The following is a 23,410-nucleotide window of genomic DNA, read 5'->3' on the forward strand; positions in this document are numbered from 1 at the left end:
ATTAATCCTCCTCGTTCGCTAGGCGTTGTAAGCGATATAATTCATTCATTGCTTGCATAGGAGTCATTTCCATAATGTTAATTTTTTTAAGTGATTTTTGTAGTGCTTTGTCCGCTTTAGATTTTGTTACGATTTGACCGTTAGCTGCTTTTTGCTCTGCAACAAAAAAGCTTAATTGCTGCGCATCATCTTCGGCCTCTTTCTGATTACCTTTTGCTTCTGACTTCTCTAATTGCTCCAGGATAACAGTAGCACGTTCAATCAGTTGATCAGGTAATGCCGCTAACTTGGCTACGTGAATACCGTAACTCTTATCAGCTGCTCCATCTTGAATTTGATGTAAGAAAACAACTTTTCCCTCAAATTCTTCCGCCCTAACATGGACATTTTTCAATTGTTCTAATGTTTCTTCTAATGTTGTCAATTCGTGATAATGGGTAGAAAATAATGTTTTTGCACCGACATGGTCATGCACATATTCAATAATTGCTTGCGCAAGTGCCATTCCATCATAAGTACTTGTCCCGCGACCAATTTCATCTAATAAAATTAAACTGTCTTCCGTTGCATTTGTAATTGCATGCTTCGCTTCCAGCATTTCAACCATAAATGTACTTTGACCGGCTACTAAGTCATCTGCTGCGCCTATTCGGGTAAATATTTTATCAAATATAGGTAATGATGCTTTTTCACAAGGTACGAAACAGCCAATTTGCGCCATAATCGTAATCAAGGCTAACTGGCGCATGTACGTACTTTTACCAGACATATTCGGTCCAGTAATTAATAAAATATCTGTCGCATCATTCATATCAACATCATTTGGTACATACATATCATCTTTCATCACTTTTTCAACAACTGGATGACGTCCGTTTTCGATATTGATTTGACGTTCTGCATTAAAAGTTGGTCTATGATAGTCGTTTAGTTCACTTACTGTCGCAAATCCTTGTAACACATCAATTTCACTTATTTTGTCAGCTAGCGCTTGTAGCTGCGGGATGAATGTTTTTACTCGCTCGCGAAGTTCTGTGAATAATTGATGTTCCAAGTCAACACTTTTCTCTTCTGCTTCTAAAATTAATGTTTCTTTCTCTTTTAGTTCTGGAGTAATATAACGTTCAGCATTCGTTAGCGTTTGTTTCCGCTCATATTTTCCTTCAGGCAAAAGGTGCAAGTTTGCTTTTGTCACTTCGATATAATAACCAAAGACACGATTATATCCGATCTTCAATGATTTAATATTTGTTGCTTTCTTTTCTTTTTGTTCTAACTCAGCTATCCACTGCTTGCCATTTTTTGAAGCATAACGGTATTGGTCAAGTTGCTCATGGTAGCCATCTTTGATAACGCCACCCTCTTTAATCGTCATCGGTGGGTCTGCCACAATACTGTTTTCGAGTAGATCATATAGCTCATCTATCGTGTTTACACCATTTCCTAATGCTTGGACTTCTTTATTTTCAAATTGGTCTAAAATGACTTTTACATCAGGTACTTTTCCTAAAGATAGTTTTAACTGTTGCAAATCACGGCCATTTACATTACCAAAAGCTACGCGACCACATAAACGTTCCATATCATAGATTGATTCTAATGTGTCTCGTAATGCTTCTCTTTCTAAAAATTGTGCGATTAATCCTTCGACTAAATGATAGCGATGTTCAAGTAACGTTTTTTGCAACAAAGGACGCTCTAACCATTTCTTTAACTTACGTGCACCCATTGCTGTTACCGTTTTATCTAATACCCATAACAAACTACCTTGTTTACCTTTACGCATGATTGTTTCGGTCAATTCCAAATTACGTTTTGAATACATATCTAACGTCATATATTGTTTTAATTCAATAATTTGGACAGGCTTGAGATGATCCAATGAACGTTGTTGGGTTGATTGGATATAACAAAGCATCCGTCCAAAAGCCGCTTTTAATCGTTCATCCGCTAATTCTTTAACTAGCGGTGCAAAGTTTTCATCTATAGCTGTTGATTCAGCATATGATAACGTGACAAGTAAGCGTTCTGTTAAATCAGTTTGGTAACGCTCCTCTAATTCTTTTGAAATTACTACTTCTTTAATCGGACGATTGAAAAGTTCACTCATCAATTGATCCCAGCCAGTGTCAATTAAAGCAACACTATTTTCACCAGTCGACAAATCGTTATATGTAATCACAAAAGTGTCTGTATCAAACTGACTGATACTAGCTAAATAATTATTTTCTTTTTCATTTAACATATTGCCTTCCATAATTGTTCCTGGTGTTATCAGTTGAACAACTTCACGTTTTACTATACCTTTAGCTAATTTAGGATCTTCTACTTGTTCACATATTGCTATTTTATAGCCTTTTTCAACTAGATTCTTAATATAACTTGCAGCTGCATGATATGGAATACCACACATTGGAATACGTTCTTCCCCACCAGCGTCTCTGCTTGTTAACGTAATCTCTAATTCTTTGGAAGCTTTAAGTGCATCATCAAAAAACATTTCATAAAAATCACCTAGGCGGAAAAATAGAAAACTATCTTTATAGTCTGCTTTTACTTTTAAATATTGCTGTATCATTGGCGTAAATTCTGCCATCTTTATATCCCCCACACGTACAAAATTTCATTCTTATATTATAGCATATCTATGACTGATTTTTGCACTCACAAGTTATGTATAAAGAAAAAGAGCGTGATCATTACATCACGCTCTTCGGCTAGTTTATTTTTCATTTGATAGAAAATCCGGATCAAGACTTTCAAATTCATCGTCTCTTAATTCAATATCCCAATCTTCATCATCTGCCACAATTCCACTTGGATCAACTTTAACAGTTACTTTTGTATCGCCAATTACTTCGACTAAAAATTCGCGTTCTACTTCTGCTACGATTTTATGGTCGTGGCTCGCAATTGTGCATTCCAAGCAGTTTGGTTGTTGTAATACTTTAGCAAAAACTTCTGCTTTGTCGCCTAATGTCTGTTTATCCTTTACAGATAATTTGATGACATCAGCGTATACAACACGTTCTGTTACAACCTCTGTTTTGGTGTTATCATTATAGGAATACCAAACGTTTACATCGTAACTACCACTCACCTCTACCAAGCCATCTCCTTTTCTCTTGGCATTGTATAAATGATTGATGATCCAACAGCCTAAAATACTAGACGGCTTATGCGTTGGTGTAATTGTGTTGGTATCTTGAACGAATTTACGTCCTTTTCCGATAACAGCCCTTGTGATGATCTCACGGTATTCATGATCAAGGAAAGACATAAATATATAACCTCCTCTTTATTCATTGTCAGTTTATGCAGGACATCTACCTAAAGTGCATATGATACAATTGCCCTTTTTTTAAATAAGGCGATCTGCATGCGTTTCTAATTCATCGTATGCATTTGCCTATAAAACGGTACAAATGATTTATATTTTTTTAAAAAAGTGCAGTTTCGTGACGTATTTAGTTGATATGATCACAAAACATTTCTATTTGATCACATCCATGAGAATTTGATCACAATTAAACTCAAATGATCACATCCACAAAAAATTGATCATAAGTACGTTCTATTTGATCACAACTCACCATAAATCGAAAAAAATGGCTAACAAATCGATAAACGATCTGTTAGCCATTTCTATTTGAGTTAGTCTTGCTTAAAAGAAGAAGCGTCTTTCATCTCTTCTGTAACCTCATCTGTGATTGTCGCTGTTACTACTTGCAAAATATCATTAATCATTACTTGCGATTCTTTAAATTCCTGAACAATTGGAATCGCATCAATTTCTTCTTGAATGAGGTCAATTTCTTTTTCTACTTTTTTTAGTGCCTCAGTCTTACCGTATGCTTGAAAGTTTACAGCTTGTTTTTGTAGAGCTTTCATTTGATTAATTAGCTTTTTTATTTTTTTGTTATTATTTAATCGTTCTTCTACTTGTTTAAAACGTTCTACTTCTTCAATATTTGCAATTTGAGAAGCAAGCTCATCTGCTTTTGATAGGACATCTTCTTTAGAATGTGCCATATCAATATACCTCAGCTGGTTGCTCGGCTAATTCACCATTAAGCGACCATGTTCTAGCTTCGATAATTTTCACATCAACAATTTTACCAATTGTCGATTTTGGTGCTTTAAAATTAACAAGTTTATTTCTTTCTGTATATCCAGATAAAACATCTGGATTCTTTTTACTTTCACCTTCAACTAAGACCTTAACCGTTTCACCAACGTATTTCAGCATCGCATTTTTCGCTTGTTCATTAATCAATGCGTTTAAACGCTGCAGACGTTCTTTCTTCACTTCCATTGGAATATTATCTTCCCATTTTGCAGCTGGTGTACCTTCTCTTGGAGAATAGATGAATGTATAAGCACCATCAAAACCAACTTCACGTACGAGTGTCATCGTTTCTTCAAATTGCTCAGCCGTTTCATTAGGGAAACCGACAATAATATCTGTTGTAAGTGTCGAGTTTGGCATTGCTTTACGAATTTTACCAACTAGTTCTAAATAGCTTTCTCGTGTATAACGACGCGCCATTACACGTAGTACTTCTGAGCTACCTGACTGCACTGGTAAGTGAATATGATCTAAAAGGTTGCCACCTTGTGCAAGTACTTCAATTAAACGGTCATCAAAATCACGCGGGTGTGACGTTGTAAAACGTACACGTGGGATATCAATTTTACTAATCTCAGCCATTAGTTCACCTAGACCATACGCAATATCTAAATCTTTACCGTAGGCATTGACATTTTGACCAAGCAACGTAATTTCTTTATAACCTTGTGCCGCTAGTTGACGTACTTCATGGATGATATCTTTTGGCATACGACTTCGTTCTTTTCCACGCGTGTATGGAACGATACAATATGTACAGAACTTATCACAGCCATACATGATATTTACCCAACCTTTGATTTTACCCTTACGTACTTTAGGTAAGTTCTCAATGATGTCGCCTTCTTTTGACCAAACTTCTAAGACCATTTCTTTACTAAATATGGCCTCTTTTAATAACTCTGGTAAGCGATGAATATTATGTGTACCAAAAATCATATCAATAAATGGATGTACCTTAAGTATTTTGTTTACTACTGATTCTTCTTGTGACATGCAGCCACATACACCAACAATTAAATCAGGCTTTTCTAATTTAAGTGGTTTTAAATGTCCGATTTCACCAAATACTTTGTTTTCAGCATTTTCACGAATCGCACATGTATTAAGTAAAATAATATCTGCATCATTCGTATTATCTGTTGATTCATAACCCATGTCAGTTAATAAGCCGGCCATAACTTCCGTATCGTGTTCATTCATTTGACAGCCATACGTACGAATCAAAAATTTCTTTCCTTGCCCAATATTTTTCATTTCATGAGAAATAGAATAATCATAATGTATTTGAACGTCTTCACGTCTTCTTTTCTTAGCTTGCTTTAAATTAGGTGGTTCATAAGTCGCTTGAAAATACTTACTAATTAATTCATCAGAGTCGATATTTTTCAGTCTATCTAAATTAGAATCCAGGTTTTCGTCTGTTGGATCTACTTGTTTAATTTGATTCGTTTCTTTTCGTTGTTGTTCATTCATTTCAATGTAAAACTCCTTTCATAGTTGACTAGTAAAATACCTAGTGCAAGTCGCTCTATATAATAAATCCAATTGTACTATTATAGCAAGGATTCTAACTAAAAACAAAACTTTTTCAGCTATTCACTTGTTCTTGGGAATTTATTGATGAAGTTTTGATACGTCAATTTATCAAATTGATCAGCAGGTAAACGTGATCTCAAAGCATTCTGTAATACTTGATAACCCGTAATATCCTCTAAGCCTTTGATATAGGTTTCAATTCCATCAAAATCAGAGCCAAACCCCAAACAGTCTTGTGCCCCATGATCTAAATAATATAAAATATGTTCGATCACATTTTCATAACTAACAGGTTCTGTAGCACGTGTGAAATGCGGAACAAAAGTGACGCCGATCCAACCTTTTTTCTTTATTAGTAGTTGAATTTGCTTGTCATCCAGATTTCTCCGATGATCACACAGTCTAGAAGCGTTGGAATGGGAAGCCATCACATAATCAGCACGCTTTAAAACGTCAAAAAAACCTTGATTGGAAATGTGGGAGACGTCTGTCCAAATTTGTTCTTTGTTCAACAAATCAATTACCTCTTCACCAAAACTACTTAAACCCGCTCCTCGTTTTTCACCAATGCCATCGCTAACAGCATTTGCTTCATTCCATGTTAAACCAACCGCTCGAACTCCTAATCGGATTAAGGTTTTTAATTTATTTATATCACGTCCGATTACCTGACAGCCTTCAAGCGTCAAGATCGCACCGCGTTCATTCACTTTTAATGTTTGTAAATCTTTTTTATTTGAGATGAATTTTATATCATCGTATGGTTGAATAATTTCTTCAAAGAAAATAGTAACCATTTCTAATGCAACTTGAAATTGCATTTCTTCTGGTACTTCAGGTGGGACAAAAATAGCAAAACTTTGCACTTTAACCGGGCTATTTCTCCATTTTCTTTCATTTACTTGTAATTTAGTACTCGTCTCAAATGATATGTCTTCTTCCCATAGTTTTAACAACACATCACAATGCGCATCAATAATCATAACGCTTCACTCTTTTCCTTTTGAAAATTAACGATTTTAAAAAAAATCCTGTTTGCGTGGAATTGCAAACAGGTTGTCTTTTTCTTACCTAGGTTCGACGATCAGTTTAATCGCTGTTCGTTCCTCATTATCAATCATAATATCGGTAAAAGCCGGAATACAAATTAGATCAACACCACTGGGTGCAACGAACCCTCTTGCGATCGCTACCGCTTTAACGCCTTGATTTATTGCGCCGGCGCCAATTGCCTGAAGTTCTGCTGTGCCACGTTCTCTTAGAACATTCGCAAGTGCTCCTGCTACTGAATTAGGATTTGATTTTGCTGAAACTTTTAATACGTCCATTCCTGCTACCTCCTTCATTGACTATAGTAGTTCCACTTTTACTATATTCTTGAAGATGATAGTTATTACTTTTATTATGAACTGTATTTCCAAAAAATCAACTATTATGAAAAGAAGGGATGATCATCATTAATTAAAATTCGTTTAATATTCTTTGCTTTTCCTGTTTTGTCATCAATATCAATGATGACACCATTAAGTTGATCTTTTCCTTCTTCTGTTACTTCAAATCGCACAGGTAAACTCGTTAAAAAACGTTTCATTACAGCTTCACGGTCTGTACCTAAAATTCCGTTATATGGACCCGTCATGCCAACATCAGTGATATAGGCGGTTCCACTATCTAAAATACGTTCATCGGCTGTCTGGGTATGTGTATGCGTTCCTACGACAGCACTGACACGTCCATCTAAATACCATGCCATAGCTTGTTTTTCACTTGTTGCTTCTGCATGGAAATCAACAAAAATAATATTTGTCTGTTTTCTTGCTTCATCAACCAGTTCATCTGCTTTTCGAAATGGGTCATCAATTGGGTCTAAAAATGTTCTACCTTGTAAATTAATGACAGCAATCTTAATTCCATTCCAATTAATATATTGCATGCCTTGTCCAGGAGTACCCTCTGGAAAGTTAGCAGGTCGAATCATATACTTTGCACTGTCTATGAATTCAAATATTTCTTTCTTATTCCATGTGTGATTGCCCATTGTAATAATTTGAGCGCCCCACTCTAGGAATTGCTTATATATTTTTTCGGTTATTCCTTTTCCTGCTGCAGCATTTTCGCCGTTTACAATCGTTAGTTGCGGTTGATATTTTTGTTTTAATTTTGGTAGATAATGTTGTAATTGATTTCTTCCAGGTGAACCTACTACATCACCAATAAATAATATTTTCATTATAAGTTGAACCTTCCTCGCTCTTAAATTACATTTAGTGTCACATATCCATAATAAAAAGTCAAAACATCGAAATACTAGAATCAAATTCATTTTTCTATAAATTACGACGTAACCTGCTTGATCCCACTACGTCAGTAAAGGCTTTCGCTTCCTTCATTAATTAGAGCAACTATTTTAAAATGTTGAACAACATTAACGAGACCGATTAATTAGAAAGTGTCTGTTACTCACCAAGTTGCTGTTTTTTTCAATTCAGTCTACGATATCACGTAATATATTTATAGACAAAAATTAGCGTATCAATTTCATTTGAGGATCGGAAAATAACGTCTAACTATGTCGTTATTTTCCTCGATACTAAAGTTTAAAAAGTATCAAATTTTATCAAAAGCGTGTAGCTAAAAAAATAAAGCGACCAATGGCCGCTTTATTTTGCATATTCTACTGCTCTTGTTTCTCTAATTACTGTTACTTTGATATGTCCTGGATAATTGAGTTCATTCTCAATTCGTTTGCGAATCTCTCTCGCAATACGCAATGATTCTAAATCATCAATTTCATCAGGTTTCACCATGATTCGCACTTCACGTCCTGCTTGGATAGCAAATGATTTTTCTACTCCAGCATAGGATTCTGAAATCTCTTCAAGTTTTTCTAAACGTTTAATATAATTTTCTAACGTTTCGCTACGTGCACCAGGTCTAGCGGCAGACAATGAATCTGCTGCAGCCACAAGTACTGAAATAACAGATGTTGCTTCTTCATCACCATGGTGGGAAGCAATTGAATTAATAACAACTTCATTTTCTTTATATTTCATCGCTAATTCTTTCCCTATTTCCACGTGGCTTCCTTCCACTTCATGGTCAATTGCTTTTCCAATATCATGAAGAAGACCAGCGCGTTTTGCGAGTGTTACATCTTCTCCAAGTTCAGCAGCAAGCAGACCAGATAGGTGTGCCACTTCCATAGAGTGTTTCAATACATTCTGACCATAACTTGTACGATATTTCAATCTACCAATAATCTTGACTAAATCAGGGTGTAGACCATGTACGCCAACTTCAAACGTAGACTGTTCACCAACTTCGCGAATATATTCATCTACTTCGCGTCTAGATTTATCAACCATTTCTTCAATGCGTGCTGGATGAATACGTCCATCCTGTACTAGTTTTTCTAAAGCAATTCTTGCTGTCTCTCTTCTGATTGGATCAAAACCAGACAAAATAACTGCTTCAGGTGTGTCATCTATAATTAAATCAATACCAGTTAATGTTTCAAGTGTACGAATATTACGTCCCTCACGTCCAATTATTCGACCTTTCATTTCATCATTTGGAAGATTAACAACAGACACAGTCGTTTCAGCTACATGATCTGCCGCACAACGTTGCATAGCAAGAGATAATATCTCTTTTGCCTTCTTATCTGATTCCTCTTTGACACGATTCTCAGATTCTTTGATCATGACCGCTGATTCATGACTGAGTTCTTTTTCAACACGTTCTAGAATAACTTGTCTCGCATGATCAGTTGTGTAACCAGAAATTCTTTCTAGCTCTGTTTGTTGCTCGCTTAACATAGCTCCCACTTTGCTTTCCGTTACTTCAATTTGTTGTTGTTTTTCTGCTAGCGAACTTTCTTTTCTCTCTAACATGAGTTCACGCTTATCAAGCGTTTCATCTTTTCTGTTCAAATTCTCTTCTTTTTGCATAAGACGATTCTCTTGTTTTTGTAAATCAGCTCTTCTTTCACGAAGATCTTGATCCGCTTGTTGACGAATTTTATGGTTTTCATCCTTCGCTTCTAAAAGTGCCTCTTTTTTGGCTACTTCTGCGTTACGATGTCCTTCCTCAACAATCTGTTTCGCTAATTCTTCTGCACTAGAAATCTTCTTTTCTGCAATAGATTTACGAACAAGATAACCAACAACAATACCGACGATAAGGGTAAGCAAACTGGAGATGACTACAAGTAATATATCCATGAAATCCATGGTTTCACCTCCTCTTGCTATAAATTTGTACAAAACAATTTCAGGTCGGCATGTACAGTTTTACCATTATGAATGCATAATTAATCAAAATGTATAAATGTTTACAAATAAAATTATACAATTTAATTCTAATCTTGCATATATGTATTGTCAAGGAAACGTCTTATTCTAACGACAATTTATTACATTATCGTTAAAGTCAACATCTATTTGGTATAAAAATCCACTTTTTAAACAAACTAAGTTTACAAAAAACTGTTGATAAAACATGTCTAACATGTCTCACCAACAGCTTTATAAAAAGGAAACAAAGAATTAAACTTTATTTTCTTCTTTATTTACCTCTTTTTTAACTTTTTCATCTTTCTTACTTTTTTCCTCTTTAACAGGAGCTACCACTTCTTCTACTTTTACCCCTAACCCATAATGATCTCTTGCCTTTTGATATATTTCATCTGCTAGAGCGCGATTTTCTTTAAGAAATAGTTTCGCATTCTCTCGCCCTTGTCCAAGACGTTCTTCATTATATGAATACCATGCACCACTCTTTAACACGATGTCTACGTCCGAAGCCATATCAAGCATTTCGCCTTCTCTTGAGATACCTTCTCCATACATAATATCTACTTCTGCTTGTTTAAAAGGAGGAGCTACCTTGTTTTTGACTACTTTTATTCTTGTTCTATTTCCGACCATATCATTACCTTGTTTTAATGTTTCAGCACGACGTACATCTAAACGAATCGATGCATAGAACTTCAAAGCACGACCACCTGGGGTTACTTCAGGACTACCAAACATAACGCCAACCTTTTCACGAATTTGGTTAATGAAAATAGCTGTTGTTCTTGATTTATTAATCGCACCAGATAATTTACGTAATGCTTGAGACATTAAACGAGCTTGCAAACCAATATGTGAATCACCCATTTCACCCTCAATTTCAGCTTTTGGTACGAGTGCTGCAACAGAATCAATAACCACCATATCAACAGCGCCACTGCGAACTAAAGCTTCAGCAATTTCTAATGCTTGCTCACCAGTATCCGGTTGTGATAAAAGAAGTTCATCTATGTTAACACCTAAATTTTTTGCATATATGGGATCTAACGCGTGCTCAGCGTCAATAAAAGCTGCTGTTCCACCTTCTCTTTGCGCTTCAGCTATTGCGTGTAAAGAAACAGTCGTCTTACCTGAAGACTCTGGTCCATAAATCTCAATAACTCTTCCTCTTGGGTATCCACCAACACCTAATGCCACATCCAAAGCTAAAGAGCCACTTGAAACTGTAGCAACTCTTTGTTCCGGACGTTCTCCTAATTTCATAACGGAACCTTTACCAAATTGCTTTTCTATTTGTTTTAACGCCATATCTAAGGCTTGTTTACGATCGCTCACATTATTTCCCCCTCGTCTTTTAACTATATCTATCATAACTTGTTTTATGAGATTTAACAAGCAAAAAGCGAATAAATGTTCCCAAAAAATAAGAACTTTTTTATTTCCAATTTTATCATTTATTCAATTCATTTTTTAACTTTATATCTATTTATCATAGACAAAATCAAAAAATACCGTACTTTCAAAAAATTATAACCTAAGAAATGATATTAACCGATTAACCAATTATATAGTAATTCCAGTCCTTTTTTTACTGACCTATTTCGAATAGTATTTCTTTCTCCAGGAAAATAGTACGATTTCGTCAGGACCTTTTTACCTTCCTCCATAATACTAATGAACACAGTTCCTACTTCTTTACCTTCTGCTGGATCTGGTCCAGCCACTCCTGTAAAGCTGATACCAATTGACGCATCAAATTTTTCACGCACACGTATTGCCATCTCATAAGAGCAAGCCTCGCTTACGACGCCCTCTTTTTCAATTACTTGCTCAGATATGCCTAATACATCTGCTTTAGATGACGAAGCATAACTAACAATGCTTCCTTTAAACACGTCACCTGCTCCTGGTATAGAAACAAGAGCATCAGCAAATCGACCACCTGTTAAACTTTCCGCTGCTGCTATCGTTAAATTCTTTTCTAATAGTAGACGTAAAACAGTATGATTAATTGTTGTATCATCATAACCATAAAAGTAGTGACCAACTATATGTTTTATTTCAGCTTCTGTTTTTTCAATCATTCGATTAGCATTTGCTTCCGTATCAGCTTTAGCTGTAATACGAAGAGCGACCTCACCATCTGTCGCTAATGGTGCAATTGTTGGATTGTCTTGTTGATCTATTATTGCCTTCAGATCAGTTTCTAATTGTGACTCACTAATACCGATGAATTTCAGCATTCTAGATTTAATAATTGTTTTTAAATCCAAATTCTTTTTTAAATAAGGTAAAACGAAACCTGTCATCATTGCCATCATTTCTCTTGGTACACCAGGCATAAATATAAACTGTGCTTTTCTATACGTAACAATCATTCCAGGTGCAGTTCCTTCTTGATTAGGTATAATAATTGCATCTGTAAACATTAGCGCCTGTTTACGATTATTAAGTGACATTTGTCTATTTGTTCTTTTAAAATAACTAGAATTTTTTTCGATAATCTGATCATTTTCTTCAAGTTTTTTTCCTGTTAGCGACTGAAAAGCTTCCCGCGTTAAATCATCATCAGTAGGTCCGAGTCCACCGGTAACAAAAACAAGATCAGATCGATCAGCAGCGGTTGAAAAAGACGTTTTAACACGTTCTAAATTATCACCGACTACTTGATGATAAAAAACACTAATCCCCTTGTCTGCTAGTTGGCTAGAAATCCATTGACCGTTCGTATTTGAAATTTGGCCTAATAGTAATTCTGTACCTACCCCGATAACTTCTGCATTGTACGTTTGCATTATTATTTCGATCCTTTCATTACATGCCAATTTTTAATAAAATAATCAACACCTGATACAACAGTTAATGCTAAAGCTACATAAAGCAAAATAGTACCAAATGGGAAACCAATATAAGAGAATGGAAAGTTATGTAGTAACAAAACAGAGATTGCCGCTAATTGAAATACCGTTTTCCATTTACCCATTTTACCTGCAGCTAAAACAATTCCTTCTCCAGCTGCTACAAGACGTAGTCCAGTCACAGCAAATTCACGACTTATAATAATTATAATAATCCAAGCCGGAACCAATTCCATTTCTATTAATAAAATAAACGCGGCAGTTACTAATAGTTTGTCTGCCATCGGATCTAAAAATTTCCCTAAGTTTGTAATAAGATTATGTTTTCTTGCGTAGTAACCGTCCACCCAATCAGTGGCTGAGGCAATAATGAATAGCATTGCTGCAACAAAATCAACAACTGGTAAAGTTTGTTCTCCAATTGCCCAACTTCCCCACTCAAAAGGCACTGTTAATAAAATAATAAATACCGGAATTAAAAAAATACGTGACAATGTAATACGATTTGGAATGTTCATGATAAAGTTAATCCTCCCTGTTTATATCTAACACAATTATAAACCCCTCCCACCGTTTGATGAAAAGGGTTTGTTTCTACTTATTCTGTATCCTGTTCCACATTAATCCAAACTCTTTGTATTTGAGTTGGACCAATTTCTTCTGACAATTCTAATGCGACACCATTTACTGTAATAGATAATTCTGTTGGTAAACCAAAACGCAAATAGATTTGTTCTGCTCCAGTCAAATCTAGTTCCATTGGTGATTCAGTTGCTTGGAAAGTATCTGTATAAAGGGTATCACCTGAATCATTTTCAACTTCCAACCAATTCGCTGTATCCGTTTCAAATACTAATTCTACACTTTCCCCTGGATTTGTCAGAGTATAAGTAGATTCGTTATTAGCATACTCATCCAATTCTAATGTTGTTTCTTCTACAGTTTCTTCTTCATCTTCCGCTTCATTCGCATTTTCTTCATCTTCTGTATTTTCCTCTGCTGGTGCCTCATCTTCTGTATCCACAGGTAGTTGTACTTCATCTCCACCATTTTGCTCACTTATTTCATTCTCTGTAGTTGGCGCATCATCTTGTGAAAAATAATCTGAAGTGAATAACCAGATTACAAAAGCCACACCAATAATTAATAATACAGTAATGACCGTTGGCAATAGTGAAAAGACAGCCGGTGTTTTGGTTGATGGTGTGTTTTTTCGACTACGCTGGATTCCGGTGTATTCAACTGTATCCTCTTCAGCAGAAGGCAGCTCATGTTTGTAAGCAGCTAATACTTCATTAGGATTTAAATCAACAGCCACAGCATACTCCTTAATAAACGCACGAATGTAAAAGTTACCCGGCATGACAGAAAAGTCACCTTTTTCTATTGCTTTTAAGTAGCGAGGTTGAATCTTGGTCTTCTTTTGTAAGTCATCTAACGATAAACCTTTTGCTTCTCTTGCTTCTTTTAACATCAATCCAATTTCCATTTATAAAACACCATCCATCTGTATTATCACTAAATATCTCTTGTATATTTAATTTCTTTATATCTACATCCTACATATACTATACACTATCCTATGATAAATGATTTTCAAGATTTATAAAAGGGGATTTTTATAAGTTAAACAAAAAATCTATAATTTCAATAATGCTAGAGGAAAATGATATCAATGCATTTTCAATAAAAAAGCCCTGCTAATAATAAGCAAGGACTTCCATATCTTCCATGTTACATTAACGATCTGTACCTTCACTTTGCACAAGCTTAACCATAGTATTGGCAATAGCATGTTGTTCTTTTTGATCTGCTGCATTCCAAAGTTCTTTAATAATAGCTTCTTGATCATTTTTAGGCTCGACATGATTTGTTAAATAATCACCTATATCATAAGCCAGATCTGAAATGGCATTCTGACTTATTCCTTGCCCCTCTGCTTGGTGTAAACGATCACCTAGAAAATCTTTCCACGATTCAAAATTATCTAGAACTGACATATTCTATTCCTCCTTCTTTTTGCTTACACACGTAGCTTTTGAATTTGGAATAAAAAATATACATCGCTTTTTACCAACCACCAGATATTTTTATATTTTCTCCATTAATATAAGAAGACTTTTGATCGTCAAATAAAAAACAAACAAGCTCTGCTACCTCTTCAGGTTTTCCTGCTCTATTTGCTGGAATATTGTCAATGACCGCTTGTTTCTCAACTTCTGTAAGTTGTTGGTTCATTTTTGTATCAATAAAACCAGGACTAACTGCATTAATTCGAATCGTAGTCCCTGCAATTTCCTGTGCTACTGCTTTAACAAAACTATTTTGTGCACCCTTAACAGATGAATAAATAACTTCAAAACTCGCACCCATCTCTGCCCATATGGAAGAAATGACAATAATGTTACCATTTCGCTGTTCAATCATCGAAGGTAAACATGCTTGTGTAATCATCCACATGGCTTTCACATGAACATGGTATAAGCTATCCATCATATCAGTTGGCGTATCTTGTAATAATCCATAATGCGCTTGGCCACTGGCAAAAGCAATATGTGTTGGAGATATTGTTAATTTTTCAAGAAACGTCTCAATTCCCTCTTGATTACTTAAGTCAGCTTGAATTACCTCTAATACCACTTCATCCGGAAACGCTTGAACCATTTTTCTGATTGACTGGTGATCTTGATTAAAATGCAAGGATAATGTGTACCCTTCTTTAACTAAACGTATCGCAATTGCTGATCCAATTGATCCGCTCGCTCCTAGAATAAGGCAATGCTTTTTCATTTACACTCAACCTTTTTCTGGGACAATTTGGCAAACAGAAACATTCATTTCATGTACCCAATTATTTAAAAATGTATTAGCAGCTTCTAATGTTAGTTTTTCGGTAGTAGGAAGTAATTCAAAATAATCAAAACCAAGTAATTGATAATGTGTAAATTGATTCGCCATATTTTCCAAGCTATTCATACCACGTAATAACTCTCCCGTTTTTTTGCGCTTCATGCGAACAAAATCTTCTTCCGTGATCTGTATACTGTTCCAACTCATTAATTGTTCCTTCAATGCATCGGCTAATTTATCAGGATTCTCTGTGTTTCCTCCAACAATTGAAAAAGCAAAGTTCTTCTCTCGACTAGATTCAAAAGAGAAACTATCATCAATTAAATCCTTTTCATATAACTCTTGGTAGAACGGACCACTTTTTGAGTAAAAATGTTCTAATAGCATGTCAGCTAACAGGTCTTTTTCCATAAAGGAAGAATCGATTGTTTGAACGTTCTCTTTGATACCAACCATACATTTGGAGATGGATACAGGCATTTCGATTACTTCTTTTGGAGTCGCTACAGTTTCTGGCTCGTCTGGAAAAGAGCGTTCGATCTTTTCTAACGGACTAAATGTTTTAGCCTGTTGATTTGAGCGAATAAGATCCATCATCTGATCGGGATCGAAATTTCCCGCTACTGATATAACCATATTTGCTGGATGATAAAACGTTTGGTAACACGTATATAAATCTTCTTTAGTAATATCTTGTATCGAAGCAACTGTTCCAGCAATATCAGTTTGAACTGGATGATGATGATACATACTTTTTAGAGTTCCAAAAAACGAACGCCAATCAGGTTGATCATCGTACATTTGAATTTCTTGTGCAATAATTCCCTTTTCTTTTTCAACTGACTGATCTGAAAAATAAGGATCTTGAACAAAGTCCAGTAATGTTTTGATATTATTCTTGACTTCTGTTGTAGAAGAGAATAAATAAGCTGTTTTGGTGAACGAAGTAAAAGCATTAGCTGATGCACCACGTTTAGTGAAATCTTGAAAGACATCGTGATCTTCTTTTTCAAATAACTTATGCTCTAAAAAGTGAGCAATACCGTCTGGAACTGTTACATGTTCCTTTTGATTAATCGGTGTAAATGATTGATCAATTGATCCATAATCTGTTGTGAAAATACCGAATGTTTTAGTCATTTCAGGTTTAGGTAATAAAAAGACACGCAAACCATTATCAAGCGTTTCTGTATATACTGTTTCTTTTAATTGGTCATATGTTTGTTTATGCATTTTCGTTACCCCCTTGTGCTGTTAGAAAGTAGACGGTATCTAACTGGATCTTTTGGCCAACTTCCAAAAGATTATCCTTAGAAACTTGATTAATTTCTTTAATAAACTGATCTGGTGACCGTTCCGCTCCTGCTAACACTTGATGATATAATATTTCTACTAAACCGTCTGGATGGTCTAATGTTTCTTTCCACTGATTAATAACTAATTTTTTTGCCTCTTCTATTTGTTCGTCAGTGAAGTCACCACTGATCATTGCATCCATTTGTTCTACTATTATCCCTTTAGCTTTTGTATAGTCTTTTGGATCAATTCCACTAAAAACAAATAATAAACCTTTATGACTTTCAAAACGAGAAGAAGCATAGTAAGCTAAACTGTTTTTCTCTCGTACATTAATAAATAACTTCGAACTTGGAAAACCTCCAAAAATACCATTGAATATTTGAAGTGCAGGATATGAATCATCACGAAAGGTTATGTTTGTTCGATAACCTAAATGTAACTTACCTTGTTGCATCGCTTGTTCTTCAATAATTTCTTTTGGCTGGCTTTGTTCTTTTTGTTCGTTTTCAATTTCGATCAGCTTTGGACTTCTTTTTTTATTGAAATAAGACGGAATTAATTTATTTACATCAATATTTTCTAAGTCACCTAAGACATAAATATCCATTTGATCTTCTAATAGTTGTTGTTGATAGCACGTATATAAACTTTTCTCGTCGATCCCATCTAGATCTTCCTTGTAACCATGTACATGAAGGCTATACGCTTCCCCCTCGCACATTTTATCAATCAAACGCATATTCGCGTAGCTCATTTTATTATCCACTACGGCGTTTATTTTTTGTTTCAATGTTTGTTTTTCTCTTCGGACAATTGATGCATCGAATGCTTCCTCTATCGTTTTGGAGTCATAAATGACGTCACTTAAAAACTGTAATGCTTCCTCAAGAATATTTTGCTCCGTCGTTAAGTATGTTTGATTTGCTATCTCCATCCTGAAACTCATAACATGCTCATTTCCCTTTTTGGCACTATCAATAGACAAGGTTGCACCAAATAAATCATCTAATGCTCTACGAAATAAACTTGAGGTTGGATACTTATTCGTTCCTTGTTGTAATACAAAAGGAAGTAAAGCTTTTTCTGTGATATTTTCACGATTTAATGGTGATTTTAATTTCACTGTTAGGTGAATAGTTTTAAATTTTTTGCTTTGTAAAACATGTAAGTTGTAACCTTGTTGCTCTATTACATCTTCTGTGACAAACGTCATTACATTTCCTCCTCTGAATCTGATGTACATAGCATTGTTAATATATATCTTTCCTATCCATTAATATAACCTTAAAATACATTTTACTAGAAAAAGAGCCCGGTAACAATTACCAGGCTCTTTTGAATCCTTATTTAATTAACGGTTACCTTTAACATATGGCGTACCACTTGCTTTTGGTGCTTCTGCCCTACCAATAAATCCTGCTAACGCAAGAATAGTTAATAAGTATGGTGCAATAGTTAAATAAACATCTGGTACATTATCCAAGATCGGAAGGCTTGAAACACTTAAACTTTGTGCAAAACCAAAGAATAAAGCCGCACCTAATGCACCAAGGGGATGCCATTTCCCAAAAATAACAGCTGCTAACGCCATAAAGCCTTGACCAACAATCGTCGATCCGGAGAAATTAAATGCAATAGTTAGTGCAAAAACAGCACCACCTAGACCACCTAATACACCAGATAAAATAACGGCAATATAACGCATTTTATAAACATTTATCCCATTCGTATCAGCAGCCATTGGATGTTCTCCAACAGACCGAAGGCGTAATCCAAACGTTGTCTTATATAAAACAAACCAGCCAACAAAAGCAAGTAAAATAGCCAGATAGGAAGTATAATATGCTCGAGCAAATAACATTTCTCCTATAATTGGAATATCTGATAGTATTGGTACGGAAGTAGAGTAAAATGGTTCTTCTACCATATCTGTTTGACCTTTTCCATACCACTGTTTTGTTAAAAATACACCAAGCCCTACTGCTAAAAAGTTAATTGCAACACCACTAACAACTTGGTCAGCACGGAATGTAATAGAAGCTACCGCGTGTAATAAAGCGAAAATCCCTCCGACTACAGCAGCAGCAATAATCGAAATCCAAGGTGTTGCTGCACCAAATACATCTGCAAAGGTTAGATTAAATACAATTCCAACAAAAGCACCCATAACCATTAAACCTTCTAAACCAATATTTACAACACCTGAACGTTCACTAATGACACCACCAAGTGCAGTGAAGATAAGAGGAGCAGAATAAAACAAGGCGATTGGTATAATTGATTGTAGCGAATCAATAAATGCCATCATTTACTTCCCCTCCTTTTTAAATCGAAGTAAAATCCAACGGATAAAGTAGCTTGAAGCTACAAAAAAGATAATTAATGCAATAACAATTTCAACTAATTCAGAAGGAACACCTGCTGAAGTAGGCATGTTTAAAGCACCAACTTTTAGACTTCCAAATAGGAAAGCGGCAATTACCGTACCTAAAGCAGCATTACCACCTAATAGTGCAACAGCGATACCATCAAATCCTAAGTTAGTAAACGCTGAGTGTGATGGCATGTAACCGAATGTACCAAGGCCCTCCATAGCACCCGCTAAACCTGCAAATGCACCTGAAATAACCATTGATAATATAATGTTTTTCTTCACGTTAATACCTGCATACTTTGAAGCGTAAGGGTTAAAACCAACAGCTCTAAATTCATATCCAGCAGTTGTTTTTTCTATTAAAAACCACATAATAAATGCAGCGAAAAGAGCGATCAGTATTCCCCAGTGTATACGGGAATAATCGGTCAATTCCATTAGCCAAGTTGAAGAAAGAGACGCACTCTCTGCAATTCGATTTGAGGAATCTTGATTGTCTGTCAATACATTTCGAATCATATAATTAGATAAATGTAACGCAATATAATTCATCATAATTGTAATTATAACTTCATGTACACCTTTTGTTGCTTTTAGTAAACCAGGTATAAACCCCCAAAAAGCACCTGCTAAAGCTGCACCTAAAATAGTAAGTGGTAAATGTATAATCATTGGTGCTTCAAAACTCGAACCAATCCAAACTGCTACAAGCCAACCAACGATTACTTGACCTTCCGCACCAATATTAAATAGACCACTACGAAAAGCAAACGCTACTGCTAAACCTGTAAATATGTATGGTGTAACTTGTCGAATTGTTTCGCCAAAGAAATAACTACTTCCAAAAGCTCCATTCCATAACGCGATATATCCCTCGATAGGATTATAACCAAAAGCAAGCATAATTATAGCACCTGCTAGAAGTCCTAAAAAGACAGAAATTGTTGGTATTAATATGTTAAATAGGCGATTAGAAAACACTACTGTTCACCTGCTTTCTGCTTACTACTACCAGCCATCAATAATCCTAATTCTTGTTCATTTGTTTCTTCAGGTTTAAGATTTGCGACAATATTACCATCAAACATTACTGCAATTCGGTCACTAACATTCATAATTTCATCTAATTCGAATGATAATAGTAAAACCGCCCGACCTTTATCTCGTTCCTCAATTAATTTTTTGTGAATAAATTCAATTGCACCAACATCTAAACCACGAGTTGGTTGAGCAGCTATCAATAAGTCTGGCGAACGATCAACTTCACGTGCAATTATTGCTTTTTGTTGATTTCCACCAGAAAGTGCCCTTGCTTTTGTGTAGACACTAGGTGTGCGCACGTCATACTCACTAATTAGTTCTTTAGCATATTCATATATACGTTTAAATGATAATATCCCTTTATTAGCATATGGTTTCTGATAATAAGATTGTAATATCATATTTTCTCCAATTGGAAAATCTAACACCAAACCAAATTTATGACGATCCTGAGGAATATGCGCGATACCTGATTCGGTAACCTTTCTCGGTGACATATTCGTGATTACCTTATCATGTAATAAAATTTCACCAGATTCAGAAGGTCTTAAACCTGTTATTGCTTCAATTAATTCGGTCTGTCCATTTCCATCAATACCTGCAATACCTAAAATTTCACCAGCTTTTACATCTAAATTTAAATCTTTTACCATCATTGCATTTCGAAGGTCTTTTACAAACAAATTTTTAATCGTCAATACTTTTTCTTTTGGTTGTGCAGCTGTTTTATCTGTTGAAAAACTAATGTCTCTACCAACCATTAAGGAAGCAAGTTCATTTGCATTGGTATCTTTAACTGTTACCGTACCAATACCTTCTCCTTTACGAATAACTGTACACCGATCACACACTTCTAAAATTTCTTTTAATTTATGTGTAATTAAAATAATGGAAATCCCTTCACTAATTAACGATTTCATTATCGACATTAATTCTTTTATTTCTTGTGGTGTTAATACCGCTGTAGGTTCATCCAGAATGAGTACCTCAGCACCACGATAAAGCGTTTTTAATATTTCAACACGTTGCTGCATTCCAACAGAAATATCTCGAATCTTCGCAGTTGGATCAACATGCAAACCATACTTTTTGGATAATTCTACAATATCCTTTTCGGCTTTTTTGATATCTATTTGTCCATTTTTCCTCGGTTCTTTGCCTAGTATAATATTTTGCGTAACAGTAAATGTATCTACTAACATGAAATGTTGATGTACCATTCCAATTCCTAGTTTATTTGAGACATTGGGATCTGTTATGTTGACACTCTTACCCTTTACCTTAATTTCACCTTTTTCTGGCTGATACAATCCAAATAAAACATTCATTAACGTTGACTTTCCAGCACCGTTTTCGCCTAGAAGAGCATGAATCTCTCCTTGCTTTACTTGTAACGTAATATTATTATTTGCAACGATACCAGGAAATTCTTTTCGTATTCGAAGCATTTCGACTACATAGTTATCCAAAATCCCCACTCCTTATACGGTTCTCTCTTGTGAAATACAATAAAATCGTCAAATGAAAAGGGGCGAGTTTGCTCTTCATTTAATGACTTTAACACACTTATTTATGTGCATTATTTTGTATTATATGATTAGTTAAATTAATTATTTAATAGTTAGAAAAAGGCTAGAAAATTCTAGCCTTTTTCTTATTTTTTAAAGAGATTCAAGATACGATTCTAATTCTTCATCTGTTGTTGGAACTTCAATTGTTCCATCAAGAACTTGTTGTTTCGCTTCCTCAACAGCTGTTGCTATATCTTCAGTATATGCTTCTTCGTTAGTAGTAGCAACACCGACACCATCTTCAGCAAGACCAAATGTAAGAATTTCTCCACTTGGGAATTCGCCATTTAAACCTTGTGTTGCTAAATCATTTACAGCAACATCTACACGTTTTAGCATAGAAGTAAGTGTAACATTTGTATCATTGATTGCACCTTCTTCATACTGATCACGGTCTACACCGATAACCCAAACGTTTGCTTCTGGATCACTATTTTTGATGTCTTTTGCTTGTGCAAATACACCATTTCCAGTTGCTCCTGAAGAGTGATAGATTACATCAACACCATCATTGTACATACTAGCTGCAATTGCTTTACCTTTAGCAGCATCAGCAAAAGATGCTGCATATTCTCTTACCACTTCAATTTCTGGATCGACTGAAGCGACACCTGCAACAAAGCCTGTTTCAAAACGTTTAATTAAATCACTTTCTTCTCCACCAATAAAACCTACTTTACCTGATTCAGATTTCATTGCTGCAGCAACACCTACTAAGAAAGACCCTTCTTGTTCCGCAAATGTAATACTTGCAACATTATCCCCTTCTACAACGGAATCGATAATAGCAAAGTTCGTATCAGGATTTTGACCTGCAACTTCTCCAAGTGCTTCAGCTAATTTATACCCTACACCAAAGATCAAATTAAAATCTTGTTGTATTAAACGATTTAAGTTTGGTAAAAAGTCAGCATCTTGATCAGATTGTGCATATGCATAACCTTCTTCTTCTACTAAGCCATTATCTGCACCAAATGCACCTAAACCTTCCCATGCTGATTGGTTAAATGATTTATCATCAACGCCACCAACATCTGTAACCATTGCAACTTTATAATCAATAGCTTCTTCTGTATCTTCTGATGCATCTTCTGTTGTATCTTCTGAACTTGTATCATCACTTGAAGTATCCTCTTCATCGGAAGTTCCACAAGCCCCTAAAATAAGTACAGTTGCTAATAATAATCCTAAAATAAGTAATAAACGATTTTTCTTCAACGAAATACCCCCATATTTTTTTTATGTTAACCTTAAACTTTGCTAAAACCTAATGTTTCGCACCACCTCCTAAAAGTATGGAAAATAAACATCCTTTTTCTAACAACACTATTAAAAATCAACTTAAAAAATCTAATTGCATTATGTATGTACTGATTGTCCAATTTGCTTAGACAACACTGAAAAACTAGATTTTAAAATACTAATAATATAGTCAAACAATAATATAACACTTT

20 protein-coding genes are annotated in these 23,410 nt (G+C 35.1%); all 20 read right to left on the reverse strand.

Annotation, left to right across the window (positions count from 1 at the left end; translation table 11 throughout):
- Position 1: 1 nt before the first annotated feature.
- Positions 2-2,596, reverse strand: coding sequence for a DNA mismatch repair protein MutS (gene mutS, locus D2K60_RS08830; protein ID WP_117169640.1), 2,595 nt, complete (start codon positions 2,594-2,596; stop codon positions 2-4).
- 126 nt (positions 2,597-2,722) lie between these two features.
- Positions 2,723-3,280 carry an outer spore coat protein CotE gene (cotE, locus tag D2K60_RS08835; protein ID WP_117169641.1) on the reverse strand — a complete coding sequence of 186 codons (558 nt, stop codon included), beginning with the start codon at positions 3,278-3,280 and terminating at the stop codon, positions 2,723-2,725.
- A 374-nt stretch (positions 3,281-3,654) separates the two neighbouring features.
- On the reverse strand, positions 3,655-4,032 hold the full coding sequence (locus D2K60_RS08840) for a YlbF/YmcA family competence regulator (protein ID WP_117169642.1): 378 nt from the start codon (positions 4,030-4,032) through the stop codon (positions 3,655-3,657).
- Position 4,033: 1 nt separating this feature from the next.
- Positions 4,034-5,605, reverse strand: coding sequence for a tRNA (N6-isopentenyl adenosine(37)-C2)-methylthiotransferase MiaB (gene miaB, locus D2K60_RS08845; RefSeq protein WP_117169643.1), 1,572 nt, complete (start codon positions 5,603-5,605; stop codon positions 4,034-4,036).
- Between the two features lie 119 nt (positions 5,606-5,724).
- On the reverse strand, positions 5,725-6,651 hold the full coding sequence (locus D2K60_RS08850; protein WP_117169644.1) for a dipeptidase: 927 nt from the start codon (positions 6,649-6,651) through the stop codon (positions 5,725-5,727).
- An 84-nt stretch (positions 6,652-6,735) separates the two neighbouring features.
- Entirely contained in the window at positions 6,736-6,996 is a 261-nt protein-coding gene (locus D2K60_RS08855) for a stage V sporulation protein S (RefSeq protein WP_112180913.1), read from the reverse strand.
- 104 nt (positions 6,997-7,100) lie between these two features.
- Positions 7,101-7,898, reverse strand: a complete 798-nt coding sequence (locus tag D2K60_RS08860; protein WP_117169645.1) for a TIGR00282 family metallophosphoesterase — start codon at positions 7,896-7,898, stop codon at positions 7,101-7,103.
- A 430-nt stretch (positions 7,899-8,328) separates the two neighbouring features.
- The gene (gene rny, locus D2K60_RS08865; protein WP_205418616.1) at positions 8,329-9,891 is read right to left on the reverse strand and encodes a ribonuclease Y; all 1,563 of its coding nucleotides are present in this window, start codon (positions 9,889-9,891) and stop codon (positions 8,329-8,331) included.
- Positions 9,892-10,215: 324 nt separating this feature from the next.
- Positions 10,216-11,298, reverse strand: coding sequence for a recombinase RecA (recA, locus tag D2K60_RS08870; protein ID WP_117169647.1), 1,083 nt, complete (start codon positions 11,296-11,298; stop codon positions 10,216-10,218).
- Between the two features lie 212 nt (positions 11,299-11,510).
- On the reverse strand, positions 11,511-12,758 hold the full coding sequence (locus D2K60_RS08875; protein ID WP_117169648.1) for a competence/damage-inducible protein A: 1,248 nt from the start codon (positions 12,756-12,758) through the stop codon (positions 11,511-11,513).
- Between the two features lie 2 nt (positions 12,759-12,760).
- Positions 12,761-13,339 (reverse strand): CDP-diacylglycerol--glycerol-3-phosphate 3-phosphatidyltransferase, encoded by a 579-nt coding sequence (gene pgsA, locus D2K60_RS08880; protein WP_117169649.1) that lies wholly within the window; start codon positions 13,337-13,339, stop codon positions 12,761-12,763.
- An 80-nt stretch (positions 13,340-13,419) separates the two neighbouring features.
- Entirely contained in the window at positions 13,420-14,310 is an 891-nt protein-coding gene (locus D2K60_RS08885) for a helix-turn-helix domain-containing protein (RefSeq protein ID WP_117169650.1), read from the reverse strand.
- Positions 14,311-14,560: 250 nt separating this feature from the next.
- Positions 14,561-14,821: a DUF3243 domain-containing protein gene (locus D2K60_RS08890; RefSeq protein WP_117169651.1), complete on the reverse strand. Its 261-nt coding sequence runs from the start codon at positions 14,819-14,821 to the stop codon at positions 14,561-14,563.
- 70 nt (positions 14,822-14,891) lie between these two features.
- Positions 14,892-15,611, reverse strand: coding sequence for an elongation factor P 5-aminopentanone reductase (ymfI, locus tag D2K60_RS08895; protein ID WP_117169652.1), 720 nt, complete (start codon positions 15,609-15,611; stop codon positions 14,892-14,894).
- 6 nt (positions 15,612-15,617) lie between these two features.
- Complete coding sequence (yfmH, locus tag D2K60_RS08900; protein ID WP_117169653.1) at positions 15,618-16,904, reverse strand: EF-P 5-aminopentanol modification-associated protein YfmH; 1,287 nt, start codon at positions 16,902-16,904, stop codon at positions 15,618-15,620.
- Positions 16,897-18,183: an EF-P 5-aminopentanol modification-associated protein YfmF gene (yfmF, locus tag D2K60_RS08905; protein WP_117169654.1), complete on the reverse strand. Its 1,287-nt coding sequence runs from the start codon at positions 18,181-18,183 to the stop codon at positions 16,897-16,899. Before yfmF ends, yfmH begins: the two co-directional genes overlap by 8 nt.
- 138 nt (positions 18,184-18,321) lie before the next feature.
- A complete protein-coding gene (locus D2K60_RS08910; protein ID WP_117170369.1) occupies positions 18,322-19,275 on the reverse strand; it encodes an ABC transporter permease in 954 nt (317 codons plus the stop codon).
- Between the two features lie 3 nt (positions 19,276-19,278).
- The gene (locus tag D2K60_RS08915) at positions 19,279-20,325 is read right to left on the reverse strand and encodes an ABC transporter permease (protein ID WP_240335285.1); all 1,047 of its coding nucleotides are present in this window, start codon (positions 20,323-20,325) and stop codon (positions 19,279-19,281) included.
- Positions 20,325-21,833: an ABC transporter ATP-binding protein gene (locus D2K60_RS08920; RefSeq protein ID WP_117170371.1), complete on the reverse strand. Its 1,509-nt coding sequence runs from the start codon at positions 21,831-21,833 to the stop codon at positions 20,325-20,327. Before D2K60_RS08920 ends, D2K60_RS08915 begins: the two co-directional genes overlap by 1 nt.
- A 213-nt stretch (positions 21,834-22,046) precedes the next feature.
- Complete coding sequence (locus D2K60_RS08925; RefSeq protein ID WP_117169655.1) at positions 22,047-23,174, reverse strand: BMP family lipoprotein; 1,128 nt, start codon at positions 23,172-23,174, stop codon at positions 22,047-22,049.
- Positions 23,175-23,410 lie beyond the last annotated feature (236 nt).

It is taken from the genome of Paraliobacillus sediminis (assembly GCF_003426055.1).